Origin of the sequence: Haemophilus sp. HN_Hi10 (assembly GCF_049821985.1) — a bacterium.
GTDB lineage: Bacteria > Pseudomonadota > Gammaproteobacteria > Enterobacterales > Pasteurellaceae > Haemophilus > Haemophilus influenzae_D.
In genome coordinates this window covers 1838769-1862107 of record NZ_CP187495.1, presented here as the reverse complement: position 1 = coordinate 1862107, position 23339 = coordinate 1838769, and the positions used below count along the sequence as shown (strand labels likewise).

The following is a 23339-nucleotide window of genomic DNA, read 5'->3' as shown; positions in this document are numbered from 1 at the left end:
CATATAATCAATAATCATTTTCGTATGAACCACTATTTAGATGAATTAGTCCAAAGTTCGAAACGGATTTTACTTTTGCAAGGACCAATCGGCCACTTTTTTACCGATCTTTCAGCTTGGTTAGTGGGACAAGGAAAAACCGTTTATAAAATCAATTTTAACGGTGGCGATGAGCATTTTTATCCGTCATCGATTGAAAACACGATTGCTTATCGTGGCTCAGTGAGTGAGTTCTACCCTTACTTGCAACTATTTTGCAAACAACACAATATTGATGCGATGGTTTGCTTTGGTGACAACCGTAAATACCACAAAATTGCAAAAAAAATATTACAAGATGAAAAAATTCCATTTTGGGTGTTTGAAGAAGGCTATTTCCGTCCTGATTACGTCACACTCGAAAAACAAGGGGTAAATGCGTTCTCTCCTCTTCCTCGTCAAGCAGATTTCTATCTTGAGCAAGCCGAAAATTTACCTGAGCCAGCTGTACCACTTAAATTAGCCAAAGGTTTTTTATCGATGGCAAAAGTGGCAATCGCTTATTATATTAAAGCTTATTTGGGGCGAGATAATTACCCGAAATACCAGCACCACCGTATTCTGAATCTGAAATACTATATAAAACTCTGGGTTACATCAGGCATTAAGCGGACTTGTTATTACTTGCGTGATCGCTCGTTTGCAAAAAAAGTAACAAAAGGAGAACTCGGTTATTTTTTTATTGTACCACTGCAAGTTTACGATGACAGCCAAGTAAAAGTACATTGCGACTTCAATAGCGTCGGTGAATTCTTAGCTGAAGTACTACAGTCTTTTGCTACATCTGCGCCTAATCATTTAAACTTGATCATTAAGCACCACCCAATGGATAGAGGTTTTATTCATTATGAGTCTGTTATTCTAGAGTTTGAAAGCCGCTATCCTCAATTAAAAGGGCGACTATTCTATGTGTACGATGTGTCATTGCCTGTTCTACTTCGCCATGGAAAAGGCATGGTAACATTAAACAGTACGAGTGGTATTTCAGCCTTATTACATGGAATGCCCGTTATTACGCTTGGGCGTGCTAATTATCATTTTGAAGGTCTTACACACCAAGGGGATTTGGCTTCATTTTGGCAAAATCCAACCAAGCCTGATATGCCTGTATTTGAGGCTTACCGCAAATATCATCTGAATAAAACCATGATTAATGGTAGTTTTTATAATCGAGTGATCCTTCCCTTACATCCGGATAAAAATTAATCAAACCTATCCGCCAATAAAAACTGTAAAACTGCATCCATTCTTAAATGCGGGATGCTTTCACCTTGTTGTAAAACTTGAGGTTCAAAGGAATCAAAGTCAAAAGATTGTTTTGACCAGAACTCAGCATTAGGTAGTTTACTTGGAACAGATCCTGGATAAAGTGTAATCAGTTGTTTATCTAAAGAACGCACACCTTGAATAGCTTTGATTTGTTTACCGTTTTGATTAACTAAAACTTGTTTTGTCGCTCGAATCGCAGCAATTGCCGTATATTCTGTATCAATCCCTTCAAATTCTACATGACGACCGCCTTCTTGCACCAATTGGCGCATCAGACTAATTAAGTTTTGAATTTGATCTGTCGTGATATGATCGGCTTTTGTTGCCACAAACATGAGCTTATCAATATTCGGGGAAAACAAGCGATTAAGTAAATTGCGTTTCCCATAACGGAAATTTTTGAAAAGCTGATTAAGCCCCGTTTGCATATTAATAAAGGCTTGTTGACTATGATTTAGTGGCGTTAAGCAATCCGCTAAAATTACTTGGCGATCAAAAGTAGAAAAATAATTTTCATAAAAGCCTTTCACCACCTTATTACGATAATAATCATATCGTTTATTTAACACGGCAAAATAGCTATTGGATTTCGCCTCTCTTTTCAGTTTTTGCCATTGTTCTTCCGACAAATGCAATAACGGGAAAAATTGCAAAACAGGTGCGACTTCTAATTCCCCAGGCAAGACAAATCGGCCTGGTTGAATAAATTGCATTCCTTCTGCTTTGCAAGCAAGTAAATAGTCGGTATAAGATTTTGCAATCTGCGCTAAAACATCTTCATTGACGACCGCACTTAAGTCGAGCTTTTTCAGTTTATCCAACCACTCTTGGGCAAACTGTTGGCGAATACCCGATGTAATTTTAGCTTGTTCAAGTGACCATTGTTGAAAATCTAGATTCAGCAAAGGTAAATCCAATAGCCATTCACCAGGATAATCGAAAATATCCAAGTATAATGTGCCACGTTCTTTAAAATGACGAAGTAAGCCCGATTGACGTTCAAAACGAATAGCAAGACGTGTTTCACTCACCCCTCGAGTAGATTGGCACCATTGTGGTGGATTATTCACTAAATCATTGAGATTCGCTTCATAATCAAAACGTGGAATACTTAAATCCTGTTGAGGCACTCGTTTTACCGCCAAAATAGACTGATTTCGGGCAGCCTCAAATAAAGGAAGATGAGCATTTTCCTCTTGATTAATATGTAACAGTTGATTAATCAAACTCGTAATAAAAGCCGTTTTACCGCTTCGACTTAACCCGGTTACAGCCAAGCGCAAAGTGCGGTCAAATCCACGATTGATTATTTTACAATTCACTCAATTTATCAAAAAACGGTCTTTAATAATAAAGCTATGTTACATCGAAATGTCACTTTTTGTTTTTTATTGTGTGGGTTGAGCCTAATTAATCTGGCACAAGCTGCCCCGCGCATACCTAAAATGCTGACAGAAAATGGCTTAACATACTGCACAAATGCATCGGGTTTTTCCTTTAACCCGCAAACTGCAGACGCAGGTACCAGTATGAATGTGGTGACGGAGCAAATTTATAACAAATTGTTTGATATGAAAGACCACAGTGCAGCACTTGTTCCTGTGTTAGCACAATCCTATTCAATTTCATCTGATGGCAAACAAATTCTCATTAATCTTCGTCAAGGGGTGAAATTCCATCGTACGCCTTGGTTTACCCCAACACGTGAGTTTAATGCAGAAGATGTGGTCTTTTCGATTAATCGTGTTTTAGGGCATGATACTTATCTACCGACACTTTCAGACGATGTAGTAACCTATAAAAATCCACAATATAGAATCTTTCACGAGCAAGCCAAGAAGGTTCACTTTCCCTATTTTGAAAGTATTAAGCTGAATCAAAAAATTAAAAGTATCACAGCAACGAATCCTTATCAGGTCAAAATTGAACTGTTTGAACCTGATGCCTCAATTCTGTCGCATCTTGCCAGTCAATACTCTATTATTTTCTCGCAAGAATATGCATACCAATTAAGTGCTGATGATAACCTCTCCCAATTGGATACTCATCCTGTCGGCACGGGGCCGTACCAAGTAAAAGACTACGTTTATAATCAATATGTTCGCTTAATACGTAATGAGGAGTATTGGAAAAAAGAAGCCAAAATTAAAAATATTATTGTAGATCTTTCAGCTGAGCGCAGTGGTCGTTTAATAAAATTCTTTAATAATGAATGTCAGATTGCTTCTTCTCCAGAAATCAGCCAACTTGGTTTGTTAAGTGAAAAAAATGCCTCTTATTATTTACAATCAACAGAAGGGATGAATTTAGCTTATTTAGCTTTCAATTTTCAAAAATCGTTAATGCAGGATAAAACTATTCGTCAAGCCATTTCGCAAAGCTTAAACCGTTTTAGAATTGTACGAAACATTTATCATAACACGGCAACTGTAGCGAATAATATTATTCCTGATATTTCTTGGGCTTCGGCGATTAACACACCTGATTTTACTTATGATTATCAGCCTTCAAAAGCGGAAAAAATCTTACGAGATAAGAAATTAGCATTGAAAATGTGGGTAATAAACGAAGAGCAAGTATATAATCCTGCCCCCATTAAAATGGCTGAACTTATCAAATGGGATTTAGCAAAGGTTGGAGTGGATGTTAAAGTGCGGTCAGTCACACGTACATTTTTAACCGAACAATTACGCAATCACACTGAAGATTACGATTTGATTTTAACGGGGTGGCTTGCAGGAAACCTTGATCCTGATGGTTTTATGCGCCCGATTTTAAGTTGTGATACTCAAAATGAAATCACAAATTTATCAAATTGGTGTAACCCTGAATTTGATAAGATGATGGATCGTGCACTGTCGACTAATCATTTAAATGAATTACCTATTGTGCCAATTGCAAACGTTCAACGACTTTTAGTCGCAAGTGGCACGTAAAAGGCATAGAAATGACACCATTTGGTAGCATCAATTTTTCTACTTTATATTTTATGAAAACTAAGGAGAAAAAATAATGCTCCTTTCAGCAATTAGACATATAGTTTGGGTGATTATCTTATTATTGATTCTCTCTTTGCTAAGCTTTGTCATTTTAATGCGTGATCCGCTTAATGCTGCTCTTATTACCAATAATATTTATAGTACTTACTATCACTATTTAACATCATTATTACAAGGCGATTTGGGCATTACTTATAACGGCGGAAAATCCTTAAAAGATTTAATTTTCACCGTCTTACCACCCACATTAGAACTCTGCTTTACTGCGCTCTTATTAGCTTGTCTTTTAAGTATTCCTTTGGGTGTATTAAGTGCGGTCTATAATCAAGGTGCTTTTTCACGAACATTGCAAAGTATCTCGAATGTTGGTTTATCGATTCCTAGTTTCTGGTTAGCCCCTATTTTGCTTTATGTTGCAGCAATTCAAAATTGGGAAATTGCAGCAATTGGACAATATAATTTACTCTATGAAATCAAACCAATAACAGGTTTTCCCATCATTGATATGTGGTTTTTAGATGTGACTTACCGAACAAAAATAGTACAGAACGTTTTACAACATTTAGCCTTGCCCACATTGGTGCTTTGCATTCTACCAACAATGGAATTTATCCGTATTATTCAACAACGAGCAAATTATCTACTTCAGCAAGAATATGCTAAAGCAGCAGTAACTCGTGGATGGTCAAAATGGATGATCTTAAGACGTTATGTTTTTCGAAATACATTTCCATTATTAATTCCACAGTTTACTCGTGTATTTACCTTAGTGTTAACACAATGTATGCTAGTAGAGACAGTCTTAGGCTGGCCTGGTATTGGACTTTGGCTCATAAATGCTGTAACCCAACAAGATTACAATAGCATTTCTGCCGGTGTAGTGGTAATTGGTATTTGTATAATCATTATTGATACCTTAGCCAAATTACTCATGTTTATATTAGATCCATTTAATAAGAAGGGATGGTATGCAAGATAGAGAACCTGATGAATTTCGTGAAAGTACCTCCTTTTTTCAGATTTGGTTGCTTTTTCGTCAAAATCGTGTAGCGTTATTTAGTTTATATTTATTTGTTTTTCTTATTTTTATCGCACTTTTTCCCAAGCTAATCATGCCTTATAACGAAAGCATGGAATTTGTGGGAGAAGAATTGATGCCGCCATCTTGGGTCGAAAAAGGCCGTATTGCCTTTTTCTTTGGAACCGATGATCTCGGTCGTGATGTATTCAGTCGACTCATCATGGGAACGCACTATACCCTTGGTTCATCTCTTTTAGTCGTCATTGCTGTAGCGATTATTGGTGGTGCATTAGGTATTCTTGCGGGCATGTCAGAAGGGATTAAATTTCGTGTCTTAGGCCATATTTTTGATGCGTTTTTATCCATTCCTATTTTGTTGATTGCCATTATCATTTCAACATTAATGGAACCGAGCTTGATGAATGCCATATTTGCTACTCTATTAGCTATTTTGCCGTATTTTGTACATGCCATTTATCAAGCCATTCAACAAGAGCTGAAGAAAGACTATGTTCTCTTACTAAGATTAGATGGGATTTCAAACTGGGAGCTATTAAAAAGCACCATTTTGCCGAATATTAGTGTTGCCTATACGCAAGAAATCGCCCGTGCATTTGTGGTTGCTATTTTAGATATTGCAGCATTAAGCTTTATTTCTCTAGGTGCACAACGTCCAATGCCTGAATGGGGCGCAATGATTAAAGATTCATTAGAATTAATTTATCTTGCACCATGGACAGTGTTATTACCCGGTTTTGCTATTATTTTTACCATTTTATTGAGCATTATTTTTACTAACGGATTGTGTAAAGCAATCAATAAATATTACGAGTAACCCATGGCGCTGTTAGATATTCGCAATCTTAATATTGAAATTCAAACACCAAACGGCCGTATAAAAATTGTGGACGGCGTCAATCTTTCAGTCAATGAAGGGGAAATTCTAGGACTTGTTGGTGAATCCGGTTCCGGTAAAAGTTTAATCGCTAAAATAATCAGTAATTCCATTAAAGATAACTGGATTGTTACGGCTGACCGTTTTCGTTTTAATGATGTTGAATTACTTAAACTAACACCGAATCAACGTCGAAAAATCGTTGGTAAAGAAATTTCAATGATTTTCCAAAATCCATTAAGCTACCTAGATTCAAGCCGAAGAATCGGCAAACAGCTTATTCAGAGTATTCCGAACTGGACATTTAAAGGTCATTGGTGGCAATGGTTCGGCTGGAAAAAACGTCGAGCAATTGAATTACTACACCGTGTAGGTATTAAAGATCACCTGGACATTATGGCATTATCCTGACGATCTCACAGAAGGTGAAGGTCAAAAAGTCATGATCGCAGTAGCGATTGCAAATCAGCCTCGCTTATTAATTGCGGATGAGCCCACCAATTCTTTGGAGTCAATTACAGCATTACAAATTTTCCGCTTACTTTCAAGCATGAATCAAAACCAAGGCACAACGATTTTATTAGCGAGTAATGATCTGAAAAGTATTAGTGAATGGTGTGATAGCATTTCTGTGCTTTATTGTGGTCAAAATACAGAGTCTGGCCCAACCGAGCAATTATTAGAAATGCCTCATCATCCTTATACACAAGCATTACTCTACTCAGTTCCCGACTTTAGTCGCCCCTTAAGTTTTAAAAGCCGATTGGGAACATTGGAAGGCATTGTCCCCATTCTGGAACAAATGCCGATGGGGTGTCGATTAGGGCCTCGCTGTCCTTTCGCACAACGTGAATGTATTCAAAAGCCAAGCCGATATCGCATTAAACAGCACGAGTTTTCCTGCCATCATCCAATAAATATCCGAGAAAGGCAGTTTAAAGATAAAATGACAACGTCACCACTTACGCTCAATACAGAATCAAAAGGAAGTGAATAATGCCTTTACTACAAGTGGAAAATCTTAGCAAAACCTTTGAAGGTCCGGCTAAATTTTTTGGCACAGAGCAGTTTTATGCAGTAAAAGAGATAAGCTTTTCACTTAATCGCAAAGAAACGCTTGCGATCATTGGTAAAAATGGTTCGGGTAAATCAACCTTAGTTAAAATGATCGCAGGGATTACCCCCCAACTTCAGGAAAAATATTATTCAATGATTTACCGTTACAATTTGAAGATTTTCATAATCGAGCACAGCATATCCGAATGGTTTTCCAAGATGCGAATTCAGCATTTAACCCTCGCTTAAATATAGGACAAGCCTTAGACGCACCATTGAAATTAATTACCGATTGGGATGAAGAAACACGCAATCAAAAGATCTTTGAAACGCTTTCATTAGTGGGACTTTATCCCGATTATACTAATCTTAAAATTAAACATCTCTCAATGAGCCAAAAACAGCGGATCGCCTTAGCTCGCGCACTGATTCTTCAGCCTGAAATTATTATTATTGATGATGTTCTTAGCGCATTAGATGCTTCTGTACGTGTTCAATTACTTAACTTAATTTTAGATTTACAAGAACATTTGGGGCTTTCCTATATTTATGTAGGGCAAAACTTAGGCATTATCAAACACATTGCTGATCAAGTCTTGGTGATGGATCAAGGTGAAATTATCGAATCGGGTACACCAAGAGAGAGCTTCACTAATCCTCAAAATAACATCACTCGCCTTCTTGTAGAAAGTCATTTTGGTCAATTGCTTGATGAAAATGCTTGGCAAATAAACACTTCCTAGCCACCTATAAATACAAGTTAGGGATAGACATCTCAAAAAACGTCTTTAAATTGACCGCTCTTTTCATTCTTTTTAACAAAAACTCAGGTTTAGGCGCCGCACTGGCTGCCACACATTTCAACCCAATTGCAACGGTACCAAGTGCTTTATTTAGTTTCTGGCACAATGTATCGGGTCCAATTTTGGCAAATATTTTCTCCAATATCAAAAATGAAAAATAAGCTAATTGTATAATTTTGCGAATCTTTTTGCATAAAATAGGCTTTTATTTTGCATAAACCAAAAAATATTTATGCAAAATGAATCACAACTTTAAAGCAAATAAAAACGCCCTTTAATTACTATTTAAAGGGCGTTTAAATCCTGTTATTAGCCATTCAACTTAAAATAGCTTTGCCTTAATGCTTGATAAGAAACATCATAAATATCTTTGAATTTTGGCATGATTAGCTTATCCATAAGAAGATTTTGTTGTTCATCTGTTAAGTTTAGTTCGGTAAATATTGGGTTGTCGGCGTAAAACTGAGATACAAATGCTACTAATTTTTCGATATACTCATCGCCGTTATCAATTTTGAGCTTATTCATAGTTACCTCCTCCGCACTCCGCAATCATTTTACGCCTTTTCAATGGCTAAAGCATACTCAAAATTTATAAACTATGTTATCTTCATACTTGCCTGTATAACTAGCCGAAGCATTGACTACAATGCGCTGTGCGTTGTCAAAAGTCTGCCAATTATCCACTTTGTCCTCGACCATATATTCAATAAACCGCACAAACTCGCTCTTAGTAGAACTAAAGAATACATAAGGCGGTCGTGTGATGTTAATCAAACGTAGAAAGTCGATTAAATCAAAGTAAGTTACTTGCTTGTAGCTCTCTTGGCGTGTGCATAGATACGGAGGATCTAACACAAATAATGCTTTGGGATTATCAGCAAATTTCGGTAGTAACGTGTGGAATGATTCACGTACAATCTCTACGCCGTCCAAATAACCGTCTGCCTTTGGATAATCAGACTGACGAATACAATGCCAGAAATCATGTTGGAATAAGTCATCAAGCGTTGCTACTTGTTGCCCACTGAACAATAACCAACTCGCTAAGCAATTTAAATCTTTATACCCTTTGAAGTTTTGAATGATTCTGATGCATTCTGCTTTGCAATCCTTCGTCATACGTTTATTTTTTTGCGTAGCGTTACCAACTACAGAGTAAAGCTCGGCACGCAACTTGTTAATGTCATCAATGTGCGCCAATCGCTCCGCATATCCATCAAAATCATTGTAAATTACGTGTGCTTTGGTTTTAATTACTTTGGCTGCGTGGCTTAATAAGCCCGAGCCGTCGAATGTATCAATAATCGTCCAGCCTTCGCCATCACCTTTAATATTCTTATTTAAAACTGTTTCAAAATGTTTAAGAAACATTCGTTTTTGTCCGATAAACGGCAATGGAGCTTGTTTAAAGGTGTTTTGATTTGCCATAGTTTTTCCTTTCTATTCTATGGCGTTCCGATGCTCAAGGCATTCTGACACTCAAATCAAATTAACGTGTAGTATTAACGGTTTTGCAACGAGGGCATTTGATTTCTAAATAACCAACTATCCCCACTTTCGCCAATAATTTGTTACAAAATGTGTAACGGATTGCTTTAATTGACTGCATATATTTCTCCTAGTTAAAAGATTTGTTACAATCCGCCCGCCTTGCACAAGGTAGGCGGCATATGGCTATATGCAGGTTCGTTCTGCGTAGCTGGTAACAACGAGCATTCCTAGTGCCGTTGTTATCGCCGTCTTTTCTTTACTGAATTAAACTTTGTGCAGGGTAACCCCCCCCCTTTTAAATTCTTCTTTTATTGAACATTACGGCCAGTTGATTTGGACTAAACCGCCAGCCTTCTTCACTGCCCAAAATCGCATTGAAGCACCACTCACTACAAAAATACTTTGAGCGTTTTTGTTTGGTTCCAAGCACGATGCCTAATGCTCCCCACCAGTCATATTTTTTGCCAGAAGTGCGGTTAAAACAGGCTTTGATTTGCGCCTCGGTGACATCGTTGATGTGGGATTAAATCCCATTTGGTGTTATCGGACACATCAATCTGTTTGCAACGCACGCCACCGTCTTGTACCGATGATGAGTAGCAGTCATACACTGTCGCATGCTCATAATGATGCCCATTGCCAAACTCAATGCGCTCAATGGCAATCTCGCAGTGAGAATAGTTGCCTTTGGTAAAAAATCGAGTAATGCGGTCGGCTATCGCTTTGAATGGCTCTTTGCGCCAGTCGCGTTTGTGTTTGTACATCGCCAAATACACCTTAGCCATTTTGATATGCCTCCATCAAGTTATCCATTTGTTTGATAATGTCATCATGGATTGATTGCAGTTGCTCAAGCGTAAGATTAGGGGCTTTGACTTCATACTTGCGCATACGTTGGTTAGCCAACTCAACTTGCAACTTTTCCAAGCCTGCTGCCTGTGTCAAAATCAGGTTTGCAGCGGTCTTATTATCCAGTCTGGCACGTTGCGCAAAATCTGAGATATATCGACTGCAATCACCTTCATAATTTGCCGCTTTAAAGGCTTCTGCTGCGGCTTGACGCTCACGATACTCACTCTCAAAGCGTGTCCATGTACTGTAGATTTTTGCTGCGTGCTCATCGATGTTGGCGATAAGGCGAGTTTGGGTTTCGGCTAAAAGTGCGGTTTGTTTTTCCTCCGATAGCTCAAAGGATTTAGTCGCCATGTTGAAAACATGAAATCGACTCGGTGCCTTGCCCGAGCATTTGATTTTGCCATTTTCAGCCCAAACCGCACCACCGCCGGTTATACTGGCAGAAATACCATCAATTTCTTCATCGCTCACTTCAATCCAATTTTGATTATCTGTTACTAGACAATCAGGTGCGAACATGCTTGTTTCTATATTAAATAACATCATATTTTTTACCATCCATACCAGCCTATAGCTAAAATTTGAAAGTCTGTTTGTCCACTATTGTGGATTTCAACAACATTCCCATTTTGGATATTTGCACCAACACGCTTTTGACCGCCACCAACATCGGTTGCTTGCACCACACAGCTCCCATTAAATGCTTCAGGTAGATTGACTTTAGCGTAGCCATTAATAGTTACATTCATAATAATTACTCGCATTACACCATTATCTGCCATTGGTATATCAAACACTTCTGCACTGTTGTAATGGTGCGGATAATACTGGTGTCGGTATCTATTTTTTCGGTAGGTGTTGTTTAATTCGTTCCAAACATTGCGAATATCATCTTGTTTGGCAAAGTGATCATGCAGCCAGCCGTAAGATTTACTCCACAACCCCCCAGTCGATGAAATTGTAAGCACTCCTTGTCGGCTATCTCTATACCAATCCGCTCCTTCCGGAGTGTTCAGAAATTCAATTTGGGTTGAATTATTACCAGCATCCCTCATTAACATTGATGCGCGAGGGATGTTATCGGTTTGATAAAAATCAACAAATACGCCTGTATTTTGACCCCCAGCTTTATTTTTAAGCATAAGTCCATTGGCAAATCCCCCTGGTGCACTGCCCTCAATCATTAATGAGCCAGTCATCTTATCACCTGAACGAGATACGCTATTAAGCCCATCAATCCGCCGCCACTCGCTCCATGTGCGCAAGTCAATATTGACATTCCGTTGATAGGTTTCGCCCGAGCGGAAATTGATGTATTTCTGCATGACGTTATAAGCCGATGGATAGACAATCAACGTCCCGGCAAAATTGGTCGGATAATTTCGCTCAGGTGTAGCATCTCTATTCGCCTCTTGCGCGTAAATACCGTAGGCTTTAATGTCATTAAGATTTTGTGTGGTCAGTTTACCACGCGTGAAATTGTCGGCTATTTGTGCATTAACCCAGTCTTGATACGCAACGACTTCATTTTTTCTTAATACTGGGAAAGAGCAATAACGTGACGTGTTATCTTTCATTTTGTACACAAAATTAAAACGTGGGTCAGTTTCGCTGTTTGGATTCATTTCAACACGCCATACCCCCCCGCTATCAATTGAAAACTTGATTTTACTCCAACCTCTTGTTGCTAAAACCAGTTGATTATTGATGGTTTGTTCCCCAGTGTTGGTAAGCAACTCAATCCATTTATATGTAAGTGCCGTGTTATTAAAATTGATGCGACTAAAAAATGAGCGACCTAAAAGTGGATAATGACAATAAACAGACGAATAACCACCAATAATATAAAATGTGACAGCAATCGGGCTTTTTGTGGTTAACGGTAAGCCGGTGATATTACTTTGCGCATTGTTATGTGCGGTGAATGATAAATGCCCGTTAATGCGGTAGCTATAGCCAAAAAGATTAATGAGTTGCTGGCGATCTGTTAGATCTAATTGCAAATTATCTTTACCAACATAGATTTTCTGATAGAGGTTGTTTTCTTCGGCAGAGACTGCTTTATCGTAAGCTGTCTTGACTGCTGCAGAGGTTGCCACGGTATCGTTGCTGTTACTGTTGACTACACTGGATTTTTTGCTGTTGGGGATAACATTGCCAAGCGAGCGTGTGTTGGAGTCAATAAGCTGTTTTAACTGATAACCGGTTTTAGGCGTCAATGCTAAATCTTCACTTTGGCTATCGTAGCCTGTGTAAAGTTTGGTTTCGCCTTTTTGAGTTAAACTTGCCGTCTTTCGGTTGTCATCAATAATCTTAACAATCGCCTCATAAAGCTGAGTTTGCTTATTTTCTACGGGCTTGAACCCCGCTTTTTGCAACACATAATGCACTTCCGCTTGTACATCGCGTACTCGGTCTTGCAAATTATTAAGCCACGTATCGGTTACTCGTGTGCCTTGTTCGCCTGTTGCTGGATTACCGTTGTGAAAAAGGCCATCATTTGAATCAATTTGAGGCATTAAACTTTTCATATATTAAGATCCTGTTTGATAAGCAAAATAACAGTAGGTGTGTGCGGGTTTTAAATCTCGGAAGAACTCCTCAATAATTGGGTCACCAAATTCCACTAAATGATTACCCGCAAAGGAACTACCTGCGCGAAAATACACAATATTGTCATCGCCATTAAGCACCGATACTCGCCACATAAAAATCAAGTTATCACGCTCTTCGTTGCGAAATTGAACCAAATCTCCCGTCGTTGGCAAATCATTAGCAAGGGGAGAAAACTCTTTAATTTCGATGCGATATCCAATACTTTCCGCAATCCGTTTAAAATAGGGAATAGATAATCCCCCAATCGCATTTAACTTGGCAATGACACGTTTTACTCGTGCTTGATAGTTATTGCTATAATCTGTTTTTATGCCGCATAAACGTTCCCAATCGGACAACATTGTATTGGAGGTAGTAGGTTCAATAATTTGCAATAAATCCACCGCACTTTTTTGTAATCGGTCAAAGGCATTACCATCCACCTCACACTGTGCTAAAAAACGCTCTCCATTTACGTCGTATGAAACAGGCGGATAAAGTTTTGCTAACACCTTTTTGTGGTCAGTTTGCATCATGCCATCTCCGTAACGGTGATTTGACCTAACCGAAACCACTCAATTTTTGTACGCACATCCGCTTTTAGATTAGTGATAGGTGCCGTAAACTTACGATCAACCACACCGACCAAGTTATTTACTACCGCTTCACATTGCGACACAATCAAATCATCGCCTGGGATTAACGTATTAAAATAATCTGCAAGTGCGGTGGAAATCGCTGCCTTAATTTCGGGCAAGGTCACGCCGCTGATTTTCACCTGAATATTAAAATTGACTTTCGTTACATCAGGTTTCACCACTTTGCTTTCTCGCGCGGTTACTGGGCGCACATCATCAATATATTCTTGGCAGCGACGTATTGTTTCATCGCTTGGCACATCGTTATTTGATGTAATCGCAATATCTACCGTACCAAGCCCACGACGCAACGGGTAAACATAAGCAGCATCCACGCCATCCACCGATAATGCCCATGTACGATAGTCATAACGATTGCCCCCAGCAGGTGGTCGGCGAATAATCTCAAGCAAACGTTCAAGCAAAGACGCATCGCTTTCCGCATCCGTTGCACCAATTACATCATTTAGCACCACATCAGATTGCACGCCTAAAGGTGCCGCCATAAAGTTTGCTTTTGTCGCAGTTTTAATATTTTGGCTGGCACCTGTCGCAAGACTTCGCACGGCAACAACGGCAGAACCACTTGCAGAAATCACTACACTTTCGGTGGTTTCATAAAATCGGTTATCGTCTGTTTTAATTTGTAATCCAGCTTTAATCACCGTATCAGGGGGTACCGGTTACAGTTGCGCCACGGCCACTGGCATAAGTCGCATTACGACGGCGAATACCACGCAAGCCAGCATGTTTTTCAAGAAAATCTGTGTCGGCAGTATCGGGAAAGAATGGTTTAATAATCCATTTTTGATGAGCGTAAATACCTTCCGCTACGGCAGCAAGGCTACTGGCACGTGCATAATAGTCACTATCTATGCTCACATCAGCACTCGGCTCTAATGACTGCACATCGCGCAAAATCGCTTGGCGAATATCTTCTAAACTCGGCACAATAAACATGGTTTAAACCCTTTTTAAATGACTTTTACCGGGTGTTTAAAATGATAGGTTTCGCCCCGGTTATCTCGGATGGATATATCTAACATCAATACACCGTTATGTGGCTGGGTATGATTGACAATAATTTCGTCCGCACGTCCATCATCAATCAAGGGTTGCAAGGCTTCTTCGGCATATTGTTGTGCAATTAAACCTATGCGCGACAAATCTTTTTCGCGCGGAATAAGATGGAGCAGAGAGCCTACACGCCCATCTGCCCACCAAGAACCTAATGGTGTGGTCAATCTGATATACGCTGCGTTGGCAAGGGTACTGATTTGTTTACTTGTATAGTCCCCAGTAAACGGGCTGATCTCTCTGTCCATATTGACAGAATAAGATAAGAGGTAAAAAGAAAGGAGATGCAGGGTTTCAGCATCTCCTTTAAGGTTAGATTATTCAGGTTTAGTGGTTTTGCCTCCGCTATCGCCAGTATGTTTATGGTTCCTTAATGAAATTGCACCAGCTGTCACGTCGCCGTCAGTCGTAAAGCTACCACCACGTTGTTGTACATCACCAGTAAAGATTGCATCACTGCCACCTTGCACAGCCATACCACCATTACCATTGATTTGCCCTTGGGCAGTAAAGACCTGATCGGTTTCAACCAATGGACTTGATATATCCACTTTTGTTGCAGCGTTAATCTTTAACACATCACAATCAATCTCAATTAACCGCCCCTTTTTTAACACAATGCTAGAGCCACTTTCATCATAAACGGCCACTTCGCCACCTTGCAGATTTTTTACGCGGAAAGAACCGCTCTCGGTCGCAATCACAATGCCGTGGGTGGTTTGTCCGCCAATGGGTAAAATCACCGCTTGCGTATTTGTGGGAGGCACAGAGGTAAAACCAAACTGCTGCATCAGCTCCACATCTTGCAAGGTTTCATCGGCAAGACCTGAGGCCTGAACTTTTTGAATATTGTCCGCACTTTTCACCAAGTGCAATACACCACGAAAGGCTTGACGGATTTCGTCCACCGCACCTTGCGCCTTTTGTTGAATGGCTTGGCTTAATCGTCTCATTTTGTCCCCTTAATTCGCATCCACCCAGCTGCCATGTCCGTTAGTAGCTATTAATTTCTTGCCTTTGCGCTTGCGAGCTTTTTCTGCTTTTGCGCTGTAAGAGTCTGGTGTCCAAATGCCATCTTGTTTAAAGCGTAGTTCCGTTTGTGTGCCACCGTTTCGGCTCAACGTAAAACGACGCCCCATTAAAAAGAAAATGGCATCAATATCATATTCTTCGCAAATTACATGTACACGTTGCCCTGGTTGCCATAATGTGCCGTCTTGCATTTTGTGATCGGGTACAACGATAGTAAGGGTAAAACCTTCCAGCACACTGTCCGCAATGTATTTTTTCGCCCATTTTTGCAAGGCTTCCAAATTATCCACATCAGACACCACCACGGTTTTCGGCTTGTAGGTGGTCATTTCAGGATCGTGATAAACCCATTTCAGATCGTTTTTGTTATCTTGTCCTTGCTTGCCGTGGCTTTGTGCAAGAAAAGTGACTTCGCTAAAACGATTTGATACATCAAACGTTAAATCCGCCTGCTCAAAGTTGTTTCGTTTGCCGTCTTTCATGCAACACAAGGTCGCCACAGGTGGCGTGCTGTAATCCGCACCGCCCACAATCAGCTCTCCATTGGGTTCAAACCACAAGTGCAAGCCTGCCGAGTTCGCACAACGCATTGCCGCGTTCCATGCTGTTTCGCCCACGTCAATATCGACTTTATCTAATGTTGGGTTATTTTCCGCACGCAACGCCACTTTTTTAATACCAAGGGGTTCGACAATTTTTTTTACCGAATCCAACACAGTCAAGCCTTTCACATTGGTAATGGGTGCCGAGCAATCCACAAGGATACTCGCACGGTCGCGCCCATTGAGGCTATAAGTGCGGTTAGTTTTACTCATAGTATGTATGCTGTGTTGTATCTACGATACCTGTCATTACCAGCTCGCCATTAATACGCACTTTCACTTCAGCCCCCGAAAAATCAGGTAAAACCGTGCTGTTTGAAGGCACGCCCAAATCAAATTTAAAGGCGTCGGCAGGGATTAAAAAGTCACTATCAATATCATAACTTTTCCAGCTATTGTGGGCTTTATCGTCCACTTCCACCGTAACATCATTTTCATAAGGGTAATTATTTGACATAGCTATTTAACCACTCCCCACGCTCAATAAAATTCGGATAACGGATCTGCGGATTCAATCTTAATAATTCATCTGCACGTTTGTAATCCTGATAAAATGCATGTGCAATTTGTTGCACAGTACCGCTAAATGGCACCTCACGCACCATTAAAGGCGGTTTACGATTAATTGCCGCAAGGGCAAGTTGAGTAAACTTATGCGCTTTATTGCGTAATTGTTCTGCCGTATTGTGCGCAGCAGTATAAAAACTCGTATTAGGCGTGCTTAATACCGTGATATTTTCCCCACGATGTTCATCGTCCACTTGTTTGCGTAACAATTGTAAATTATCCATAATTTGTGACCGCACTTGAGTCGTGATGTAATCAATATCCTGTGGCAATAAATCATCGTCCTCTACCAATTCAGTGGCAATACGCAACAAAGCAACACTAGAGGCTAACTGCATCATTAAATGCACAGATTCAGTATCGTCCTTACTAAAAGAGGTCGTTAATGATTTCAACGCCGCTTGTTCTTTGGCAGATTTAATATTCTTACCACTCACTAAATCAGCAGGAATATGCTTGATTTGACGTATTGTGCGGAGTACCTCATCAAATTTTGCACGCAGGGTTAAGTCCTTGCACGAAGCAATTTGGCGCAACCCAGAATCAATCATTGTCACCAAATCACGCACAGCACGGCTAGATTTTGCTTTAAAGTTATCTTGTGTCACGACAGGCGACACACCATACTTGGTTTTGTCAAAATCAAATAACCCGCGCACTTGCTCAAAACAGCCAAATAATGCGCCATAAACACCCAACAAACGTGATTTTGTATTAGCGGCAAAGGCAACAATCTCCATAAATTCGCCATACAATGCCATCACATCATCAACAAAATTTTCTAATTCAGTCAGTAAGGCATCTATTTTTGCCAATAGGGAATAATTAAAGACAAAAATCGGTTTAGCTGGCGTAGATTCAATAAAAGTCAAATCTAACGCCACATAATCAATCATTTCTGCTTCGTGGTGAAAACTCGCCCCAGTGCAAATCATATTTTGCAAACGCCCACGAATCGGATGCACTAATGTTGCTGCCCCTGATTTTTGTAACACGCTTAAAAACTTCTTAAAGTCCGTATAATAGCCTGTCCCATAAAATACGGCTTGCATACGCACGGTTAATGGATTTAATCCCAAATCTTCCACGTCTGCGCCATTGACGAAAGGATAAGCATGCTCAATGGTCGAGCGATAGACATCATCATCCACCGAAAGCACATCAAAACGCACACCGCGAAAACTTGCACGTTGTACAGGCATTGTCCAACCCATAGTTACCCCCGTTTCATTGATTGATAGATATTTTCAGCAACCCCTTCATAAACAGGTCGCCCATCCATATCAATCTTAATTTGATTTTGAATTGTAAAATTTTGGCTTTCAATGGCGGTTTTTAATCCGTCGCGAATGGTTTGCCCAAAATGCTAAAAATCCGCTTGATAGTTAGCCAAGCTAGATAAATCACCCAGTGTGCGACTTAAAGCGGAGTCGGTGTCATTAGCTGCTACAGATAAACCTGAATAGCCTTTCCCCTGATTGCGAATTTCCGCAATTTTTACCGCACTTTGGCGCGTGCGCTCATCATATTGGGCTTGAGTGAGAGTGCCTCGCTCAAGGCGTAAAGCGGCAACTTCATCTTTACGTGCAATTTCAGCCACTTCGCCCGAGCGAGAAGCCGTCCCCCATACAGAATTTTTGTTATAACCGAAACCTTGCGGTGCGTAATGGGTTGTGGTCGGTTTATTGCCACCGTAAGCATTGGGATAAAATTGGTTTTCAAGCTGTTTTTCTTGAGCAGTTTTCGCCTCAGCTTTTTCTTCAGCCTTTGCTTCTTCCGTTGTACGTTCTTCTCCAGCAATCATTAAACCACCTACACCCATTGCCGCACCTGTTGCGGTAGCGGCTTTTCCGCCGATATTGAGTAATTTGCCAGCTCCATTCGCAATCGCGGATGTTGTTGCTGCACCTTGGGTCACTTTACCTAAAGCACCGCCCCCCATTTTCCCACCTGTTAATAAATCAACTAGAGAAAACCCAGCAAGTCCTGCACTGAAAATTTGTAACGCGTCAGTCGCACCAACAACGGCTTTGGTTAAATTTGGAAATTCTTCTATATTTTCACTTAACCAGTCTGCGGCATTTCCTAATCTATCATTTGCACCATTCCAGTTTTCAATTGAATTCATTTCCTGTTTGTTTTTAGCAATCTGAAAACGAACTGAATTTTGTTGGCGCATAAAATCAAAATCTTCTTTGTTGAAGTCGCCTTTTTCAGCAATGGCATATTGCTCATCTACATTTTGAGCCGTATTTTTATCCCGACGCATTGCAAACATTGCCGTGCCTGCTTGAATATCTGGCATCACTTCAGCAAGTTTTGTGGTTTCCACATATTTCGCTATATGCTCTGCAATAGCCTGAGCTTCTTTATCGTCTTTTGCGTTATTAAGTTTTTTTAGCAGTTTTTGATACGTTCTATCGCTTGCAAGCACCTGATCAATTATGCTCATAAAGGCTTCAATCGCATTTTTGCCTGTTTTCATTTCGTTGGTCATGGATTTTTCAAAATCAATGCCATGGGTTTTCTTAGTTTTGGGATCATAAACTTCTAATTTTTCAAATTTTTTTGCTGTATCACTAGAACGCAGTTTTGAAAAGAAATTGACTAGGTTAGTTGAGGATTGCCCCGTACCACCTGATACCTTATAAACTTGTTGCGCACCTTTAAACACCTGTTTTAAGTCTTCCAATCCCCCCAAGCCAGCATTGCCTGCGGCTGAAAGAAATTCAGGGGCATAACGCGCCATATCTTTTAATTCAAAACCGCCCGCTTTACCCGACGCACTGGCATAATCAAGTGCTTGTTGAATATCATCAGCTTTAATGCCGAAATTCAGCAATGAATTGACTAATGCGGCAATATCATCAGTGCTTGCCCCAGTTGCAGTAGCGTTCATTTGAATCGTTGGCAAAAGTTTTAATGCGTCCTCAACTGAAACATTGCCTTCACCAATTAAACGTCCAACAGCCCCTAATGCATCTTCTTTTGTGCCGCCATAATTTAGCGACGCTTTAATTGCGCCATGGATTTTTTCTTTACCTTTTGTCTTTTCTTCTATACTTGCACCTGAATAAGCTGTATTTGCAATTTTTGCCACTTCAAGATCATAATCTGCCGCCTTTCTAATTTTTGGCACAGCAACCGCTGCACCAGCAGCAACACCTACCGTTGCACCCGCAATATTTCGCCCAACATTGCCTAATCGTTGCCCCCACGTGGTTTTCCCCATTTCCGCATTAAGCCCAGCAATTTTTGAGAGCGTCGCTTCAGCCGCACGCGCTAATTCGCGACTAGTGGCTGTGCCACTACGTTTTAATCGGTTATAAGCGGCAATGGTATGATTAATTTATTGTTGGATTTTATGTTCACTTCGCACGCCCAACGTTTCGCGTGCACTTGCCATTGCTTTTGTGCTTTGCTTAATCTGCGATTGTGCCCGCTGAAAAACTCGGCTTGCTTGGTCTCGTGCTTTTAGCGTCAGTGCTAAATTCAACTCAGCCATTTTTAAACCCTCTTTAAACTCATTTTAAATCCACAAAAAAAGGGGCTTACGCCCCCTTAGTTTTACGACGCATAAGGTTGTAATGCACCGTGTTGCCTTTTTCTGACTGAGTTTTAATACCTTGCGAATATTGCCAACTTGCCACCCACGCAGCAACTTCAGCATGACACATTGCTCGTACTTCTTCAGCAGTAAACCCAAATTTAGCCAATAAAATAACCGCACTTCGGTAATTCTTCTCGGCATCAAACACAACGTAATGTTGTTTTATTCGGTTTCGGCTTTGCTCGGGTTTTCCCCAGCGTCGATGTGCTTTTTTCGTAGTTCTGCGATAGCTTGGGTAATCAGCACATAATCATCCGTGGCAAGGTTATCCAGTAAAAACTGTGGCGTGAGCTTATCTTGCGCAATACCGATAATATCAAGCTGTTCAGATAAATAAGCCAAGTCCACGAGCATTTGCTCCGCTTTCGTGAGGTTTTCTTTCTCATCTAAACCAAGCTCGGCGACTTTCTCAAGGGCAGCACATTCGCCACCCAAGGTTAGTAATCGCACGTCAAAGTCAAAATAACGCTTGTCTTCATAAGAGATACCAAGAAGTAAACGCATTATTCTTTTACCTCTTTAAGCGCATTCATCTGGATATCAATAACGGCTTCGTTATCCACCGTGTATTTCTCGCCTACTTGCGTAGTAAAGCAGCCAAGATAGGACGTGCGCTTATCTTCTTGATTAAGCGGATATACCGTAATTTTTGCATCACTGATACCAGCCCAATCGATCTCTGAACCATCAATCGGCAGAGCAGCAGTCACTGACAGCTCCCAGGTCGTAATGCCTTTAGCAAAGCCACGTGCACGACCTTCAGAGTTCATGGTTTTGACTAATTTACGCCCAGTTTGTTTTGTCACATTTAAATCGGTAATTTCAAATTCAACGCCATTTACTTCTAACACCGCCGTTCCAGCATATTTTTCCATTTACGCCCCCTATAAAATTAAATCAATTCGGTTAGCGACAACGTGCAAGCCATTTACCACATCGGCTGGGATTGCCGTATCTAAACGATTTGGATCTTTGCCATTGCGAACAACAAGCAATTTACCCTTGTTCGCATCCACATTTTCTAAAATCTCTTGTTGCTCTAAACGATAGAGCACATCAAGGATTTCCGACCGCACTTTTGGTGGGGTGCGATTAGATAATTTCGCACGAGGGAAACGTAACTCAATACGCTGTTCAATGGCTTTACGCGTATAATCAAGTGTGCGAATTGTGGTTAAGTCTAACCACGCAGGATCATCTACATTCGCAGGTGACTTGGTATAAGTCGTAATTGCATGCATAATTTGCACACGATTATTTACCACTGTAATAGGGGTTAAACCGTGGAATAACGCCTGATTGACTTCGGTTTTTAACGGTGTTTGAGTGGCATCAACAGGGGTTAAACCTTTAATCTCAAGTGTATTTAACGGTTTAGCTGGGTCTTCTTCGCCTGCAATAACCGCCCCATATCCCGCAGCGATTAAGGCATTAGATTCCACCGCCCCTTTATACCAACCCACTGTAATACGGTTAGCATTAATTTTCTCGGTATAAGTGGTACCGCTTGCCAACGTACCATTAAAACCTAATACGCCAACACCTGGTTTTTTCTCAACAGGACTTGCTACCGACTCTAAATGTTCGCGCAAGGCTTTCGCATTTTTATCATCCGCAAAAGGGGAGATAATCACGTGATAATGCTGACCAGCTACAGATGCTAATGCCGCTACTAAATCGGCATTTTCGGCACCATTTGCAAGGGCAGAAACATTCACTGCCATATCATTTACGCTTAATGTGGCATTGACACTAATCTCATTGCCAATTTCGCCTTTACATTTCGCAGTAAGCGTAACAGTACCTTCATTGACTGTTGCACTGACAGGACAATATTCCCCCGCATTAATCACTGCATTTAAACGGGCGGCAATGTTGGCGGCGGTTTCCGATTTAGCGATTGCCACCGCATAATCAAGACCACCAATGATAACTTTAAGCACCCCTGCATTGCTTGCTGTGCCTGTTAGCGTAATGGTGCCAGTTGCCGCCACACCTGAATCACTCTCTTTTAAACCAATCACCGTTAAACGGATCATGGTATTATTTTGGATAGCAATACGCGCCATTAAGTGAGTCCAAGACCCAGCACCAAATGTATTTTTTGCATCTACATCCGAATAAATCGGTGTCGGTGCGCTAAATGCTTTTGTTGCATTTAACATTGGTGCCACAATTAAGACGTTTTGCTCATTTGTTGGCAAAGTACTCACTGCATTGCGTGAGTTGTATTCTGTATAAACACCCGGTTTACGAAGACTCGTCGGGATATTATCAAAATCAATATTCATTTCAGCCATTGTCTTTCTCCTTTTCTTTACGAGAACGTGTTTCTGTGATCACAATCAAATCGCCATCATTAATACGACGTTGATAATAAATCGATGGCTCTACCTCTACCGGTACTTGTTCAATATAGGTATAAGGCTGATGTTCCATCGGCACCTTAATGCCTATTGCTGCTTTCACTTTCATTTTGTGTTTCTACCTCAAACGGCACTTTGGCACCGCTTATTGGGTCATAAATGTTGTTACCAATACGTTCTAACATCGGCTCTGGTGGCGATAGCTCACCATGATAATGCGTAAACAAATAATCAGGATTTTTGCTATCCTGTGTCATTTCAGGATAACGTCCATCTTCTAACGGGCTTAAATCGTCATAGATTGCGTCATACTCAATCGCATAAGCCGTTATCGCACCGCCTTTAAAAGTGGCATTATTAAAGAGCGTACGCACCCTGGTCGGTTTCAATGGCTTGCACTTCCCCTACGCGTAACACAAAA

At 40.5% G+C, this 23339-nt stretch carries 21 protein-coding genes and 7 pseudogenes; 7 read left to right on the top strand and 21 right to left on the bottom strand.

The features are described 5' to 3' along the window. Positions 1–24 precede the first annotated feature (24 nt). Positions 25–1245, top strand: a complete 1221-nt coding sequence (locus ACPT8Q_RS09260; protein WP_050948617.1) for a capsule biosynthesis protein — start codon at positions 25–27, stop codon at positions 1243–1245. Here ACPT8Q_RS09260 and ACPT8Q_RS09255 read toward each other — a convergent pair. Continuing rightward, on the bottom strand, positions 1242–2630 hold the full coding sequence (locus tag ACPT8Q_RS09255) for a YcjX family protein (protein WP_061671255.1): 1389 nt from the start codon (positions 2628–2630) through the stop codon (positions 1242–1244). The two genes, ACPT8Q_RS09260 and ACPT8Q_RS09255, sit on opposite strands and share 4 nt — an antisense overlap. Positions 2631–2666: 36 nt before the next feature. Between ACPT8Q_RS09255 and ACPT8Q_RS09250 the strand changes: the two are divergent. From ACPT8Q_RS09250 to ACPT8Q_RS09225, 6 genes and pseudogenes are all read left to right on the top strand, one after another. Continuing rightward, positions 2667–4321: pseudogene (locus ACPT8Q_RS09250) on the top strand (ABC transporter substrate-binding protein). Next, positions 4321–5286 (top strand): ABC transporter permease, encoded by a 966-nt coding sequence (locus ACPT8Q_RS09245; protein WP_050948615.1) that lies wholly within the window; start codon positions 4321–4323, stop codon positions 5284–5286. The pseudogene ACPT8Q_RS09250 and the gene ACPT8Q_RS09245 overlap by 1 nt, the downstream one beginning before the upstream one ends. Continuing rightward, on the top strand, positions 5276–6163 hold the full coding sequence (locus ACPT8Q_RS09240; protein ID WP_050948614.1) for an ABC transporter permease subunit: 888 nt from the start codon (positions 5276–5278) through the stop codon (positions 6161–6163). The genes ACPT8Q_RS09245 and ACPT8Q_RS09240 overlap by 11 nt, the downstream gene beginning before the upstream one ends. Positions 6164–6166: 3 nt before the next feature. After that, positions 6167–7220 (top strand): annotated as a pseudogene (locus tag ACPT8Q_RS09235) (oligopeptide/dipeptide ABC transporter ATP-binding protein). Continuing rightward, positions 7220–8022: pseudogene (locus ACPT8Q_RS09230) on the top strand (ATP-binding cassette domain-containing protein). Before ACPT8Q_RS09235 ends, ACPT8Q_RS09230 begins: the two co-directional pseudogenes overlap by 1 nt. A 77-nt stretch (positions 8023–8099) precedes the next feature. Continuing rightward, positions 8100–8243: pseudogene (locus ACPT8Q_RS09225) on the top strand (bile acid:sodium symporter family protein); the annotation flags it as partial. A gap of 148 nt (positions 8244–8391) precedes the next feature. On the opposite strand, the gene ACPT8Q_RS09220 reads toward ACPT8Q_RS09225, so the two are convergent. The 20 genes and pseudogenes from ACPT8Q_RS09220 to ACPT8Q_RS09125 form a co-directional block, all read right to left on the bottom strand. Then, the gene (locus tag ACPT8Q_RS09220; RefSeq protein WP_021034860.1) at positions 8392–8610 is read right to left on the bottom strand and encodes a hypothetical protein; all 219 of its coding nucleotides are present in this window, start codon (positions 8608–8610) and stop codon (positions 8392–8394) included. 57 nt (positions 8611–8667) lie between these two features. Then, positions 8668–9513, bottom strand: coding sequence for a hypothetical protein (locus ACPT8Q_RS09215; RefSeq protein WP_050948613.1), 846 nt, complete (start codon positions 9511–9513; stop codon positions 8668–8670). A gap of 61 nt (positions 9514–9574) precedes the next feature. Then, positions 9575–9694 (bottom strand): Com family DNA-binding transcriptional regulator, encoded by a 120-nt coding sequence (locus tag ACPT8Q_RS09210; protein WP_050948612.1) that lies wholly within the window; start codon positions 9692–9694, stop codon positions 9575–9577. Positions 9695–9871: 177 nt separating this feature from the next. After that, positions 9872–10361, bottom strand: a pseudogene (locus ACPT8Q_RS09205) (enoyl-CoA hydratase). Next, on the bottom strand, positions 10354–10950 hold the full coding sequence (locus ACPT8Q_RS09200) for a hypothetical protein (protein ID WP_230304882.1): 597 nt from the start codon (positions 10948–10950) through the stop codon (positions 10354–10356). Before ACPT8Q_RS09200 ends, ACPT8Q_RS09205 begins: the two are co-directional and overlap by 8 nt. A gap of 32 nt (positions 10951–10982) precedes the next feature. Continuing rightward, positions 10983–12962, bottom strand: coding sequence for a pyocin knob domain-containing protein (locus ACPT8Q_RS09195; protein WP_050948611.1), 1980 nt, complete (start codon positions 12960–12962; stop codon positions 10983–10985). Positions 12963–12965: 3 nt separating this feature from the next. Next, the gene (locus ACPT8Q_RS09190) at positions 12966–13562 is read right to left on the bottom strand and encodes a YmfQ family protein (protein ID WP_171970161.1); all 597 of its coding nucleotides are present in this window, start codon (positions 13560–13562) and stop codon (positions 12966–12968) included. Further along, positions 13559–14624, bottom strand: a pseudogene (locus ACPT8Q_RS09185) (baseplate J/gp47 family protein). The gene ACPT8Q_RS09190 and the pseudogene ACPT8Q_RS09185 overlap by 4 nt, the downstream one beginning before the upstream one ends. Positions 14625–14638: 14 nt before the next feature. Then, positions 14639–14989: a phage GP46 family protein gene (locus tag ACPT8Q_RS09180; protein WP_050948610.1), complete on the bottom strand. Its 351-nt coding sequence runs from the start codon at positions 14987–14989 to the stop codon at positions 14639–14641. A gap of 69 nt (positions 14990–15058) precedes the next feature. Then, the gene (locus ACPT8Q_RS09175; RefSeq protein ID WP_061671254.1) at positions 15059–15694 is read right to left on the bottom strand and encodes a phage baseplate assembly protein V; all 636 of its coding nucleotides are present in this window, start codon (positions 15692–15694) and stop codon (positions 15059–15061) included. A gap of 9 nt (positions 15695–15703) precedes the next feature. Next, positions 15704–16832, bottom strand: a pseudogene (locus ACPT8Q_RS09170) (phage baseplate assembly protein). Beyond that, on the bottom strand, positions 16822–18156 hold the full coding sequence (locus tag ACPT8Q_RS09165; protein ID WP_050948608.1) for a DNA circularization protein: 1335 nt from the start codon (positions 18154–18156) through the stop codon (positions 16822–16824). The pseudogene ACPT8Q_RS09170 and the gene ACPT8Q_RS09165 overlap by 11 nt, the downstream one beginning before the upstream one ends. A 152-nt stretch (positions 18157–18308) precedes the next feature. After that, positions 18309–20174 (bottom strand): phage tail tape measure protein, encoded by a 1866-nt coding sequence (locus tag ACPT8Q_RS09160; protein WP_230304883.1) that lies wholly within the window; start codon positions 20172–20174, stop codon positions 18309–18311. A 117-nt stretch (positions 20175–20291) separates the two neighbouring features. After that, entirely contained in the window at positions 20292–20447 is a 156-nt protein-coding gene (locus ACPT8Q_RS09155; protein WP_230304884.1) for a hypothetical protein, read from the bottom strand. A 46-nt stretch (positions 20448–20493) separates the two neighbouring features. Further along, positions 20494–20658 (bottom strand): hypothetical protein, encoded by a 165-nt coding sequence (locus ACPT8Q_RS09150; protein WP_218834128.1) that lies wholly within the window; start codon positions 20656–20658, stop codon positions 20494–20496. A 56-nt stretch (positions 20659–20714) separates the two neighbouring features. Further along, entirely contained in the window at positions 20715–21056 is a 342-nt protein-coding gene (locus ACPT8Q_RS09145; RefSeq protein WP_021034874.1) for a hypothetical protein, read from the bottom strand. Next, entirely contained in the window at positions 21056–21427 is a 372-nt protein-coding gene (locus ACPT8Q_RS09140) for a hypothetical protein (protein ID WP_050948606.1), read from the bottom strand. Before ACPT8Q_RS09140 ends, ACPT8Q_RS09145 begins: the two co-directional genes overlap by 1 nt. Positions 21428–21436: 9 nt before the next feature. Then, entirely contained in the window at positions 21437–22852 is a 1416-nt protein-coding gene (locus ACPT8Q_RS09135; protein ID WP_425622270.1) for a phage tail sheath subtilisin-like domain-containing protein, read from the bottom strand. After that, the gene (locus tag ACPT8Q_RS09130) at positions 22845–23027 is read right to left on the bottom strand and encodes a DUF2635 domain-containing protein (RefSeq protein WP_005688541.1); all 183 of its coding nucleotides are present in this window, start codon (positions 23025–23027) and stop codon (positions 22845–22847) included. The genes ACPT8Q_RS09135 and ACPT8Q_RS09130 overlap by 8 nt, the downstream gene beginning before the upstream one ends. After that, positions 22999–23292 (bottom strand): phage protein Gp37, encoded by a 294-nt coding sequence (locus ACPT8Q_RS09125; protein WP_230304885.1) that lies wholly within the window; start codon positions 23290–23292, stop codon positions 22999–23001. The genes ACPT8Q_RS09130 and ACPT8Q_RS09125 overlap by 29 nt, the downstream gene beginning before the upstream one ends. Between the last annotated feature and the right edge of the window lie 47 nt (positions 23293–23339).

Coding starts and splice junctions, on each gene's coding strand:
- ACPT8Q_RS09240 (WP_050948614.1), top strand. CDS start 5,276: ATGCAAGATAGAGAACCTGATGAATTTCGTGAAAGTACCTCCTTTTTT.
- ACPT8Q_RS09160 (WP_230304883.1), bottom strand. CDS start 20,174: ATGGGGAAAACCACGTGGGGGCAACGATTAGGCAATGTTGGGCGAAAT.
- ACPT8Q_RS09130 (WP_005688541.1), bottom strand. CDS start 23,027: ATGAAAGTGAAAGCAGCAATAGGCATTAAGGTGCCGATGGAACATCAG.
- ACPT8Q_RS09180 (WP_050948610.1), bottom strand. CDS start 14,989: ATGGACAGAGAGATCAGCCCGTTTACTGGGGACTATACAAGTAAACAA.
- ACPT8Q_RS09245 (WP_050948615.1), top strand. CDS start 4,321: ATGCTCCTTTCAGCAATTAGACATATAGTTTGGGTGATTATCTTATTA.
- ACPT8Q_RS09200 (WP_230304882.1), bottom strand. CDS start 10,950: ATGTTCGCACCTGATTGTCTAGTAACAGATAATCAAAATTGGATTGAA.
- ACPT8Q_RS09195 (WP_050948611.1), bottom strand. CDS start 12,962: ATGAAAAGTTTAATGCCTCAAATTGATTCAAATGATGGCCTTTTTCAC.
- ACPT8Q_RS09260 (WP_050948617.1), top strand. CDS start 25: ATGAACCACTATTTAGATGAATTAGTCCAAAGTTCGAAACGGATTTTA.
- ACPT8Q_RS09210 (WP_050948612.1), bottom strand. CDS start 9,694: ATGCAGTCAATTAAAGCAATCCGTTACACATTTTGTAACAAATTATTG.
- ACPT8Q_RS09140 (WP_050948606.1), bottom strand. CDS start 21,427: ATGGAAAAATATGCTGGAACGGCGGTGTTAGAAGTAAATGGCGTTGAA.
- ACPT8Q_RS09220 (WP_021034860.1), bottom strand. CDS start 8,610: ATGAATAAGCTCAAAATTGATAACGGCGATGAGTATATCGAAAAATTA.
- ACPT8Q_RS09215 (WP_050948613.1), bottom strand. CDS start 9,513: ATGGCAAATCAAAACACCTTTAAACAAGCTCCATTGCCGTTTATCGGA.
- ACPT8Q_RS09135 (WP_425622270.1), bottom strand. CDS start 22,852: ATGGCTGAAATGAATATTGATTTTGATAATATCCCGACGAGTCTTCGT.
- ACPT8Q_RS09190 (WP_171970161.1), bottom strand. CDS start 13,562: ATGATGCAAACTGACCACAAAAAGGTGTTAGCAAAACTTTATCCGCCT.
- ACPT8Q_RS09165 (WP_050948608.1), bottom strand. CDS start 18,156: ATGGGTTGGACAATGCCTGTACAACGTGCAAGTTTTCGCGGTGTGCGT.
- ACPT8Q_RS09155 (WP_230304884.1), bottom strand. CDS start 20,447: ATGGCTGAGTTGAATTTAGCACTGACGCTAAAAGCACGAGACCAAGCA.
- ACPT8Q_RS09145 (WP_021034874.1), bottom strand. CDS start 21,056: ATGCGTTTACTTCTTGGTATCTCTTATGAAGACAAGCGTTATTTTGAC.
- ACPT8Q_RS09175 (WP_061671254.1), bottom strand. CDS start 15,694: ATGAGACGATTAAGCCAAGCCATTCAACAAAAGGCGCAAGGTGCGGTG.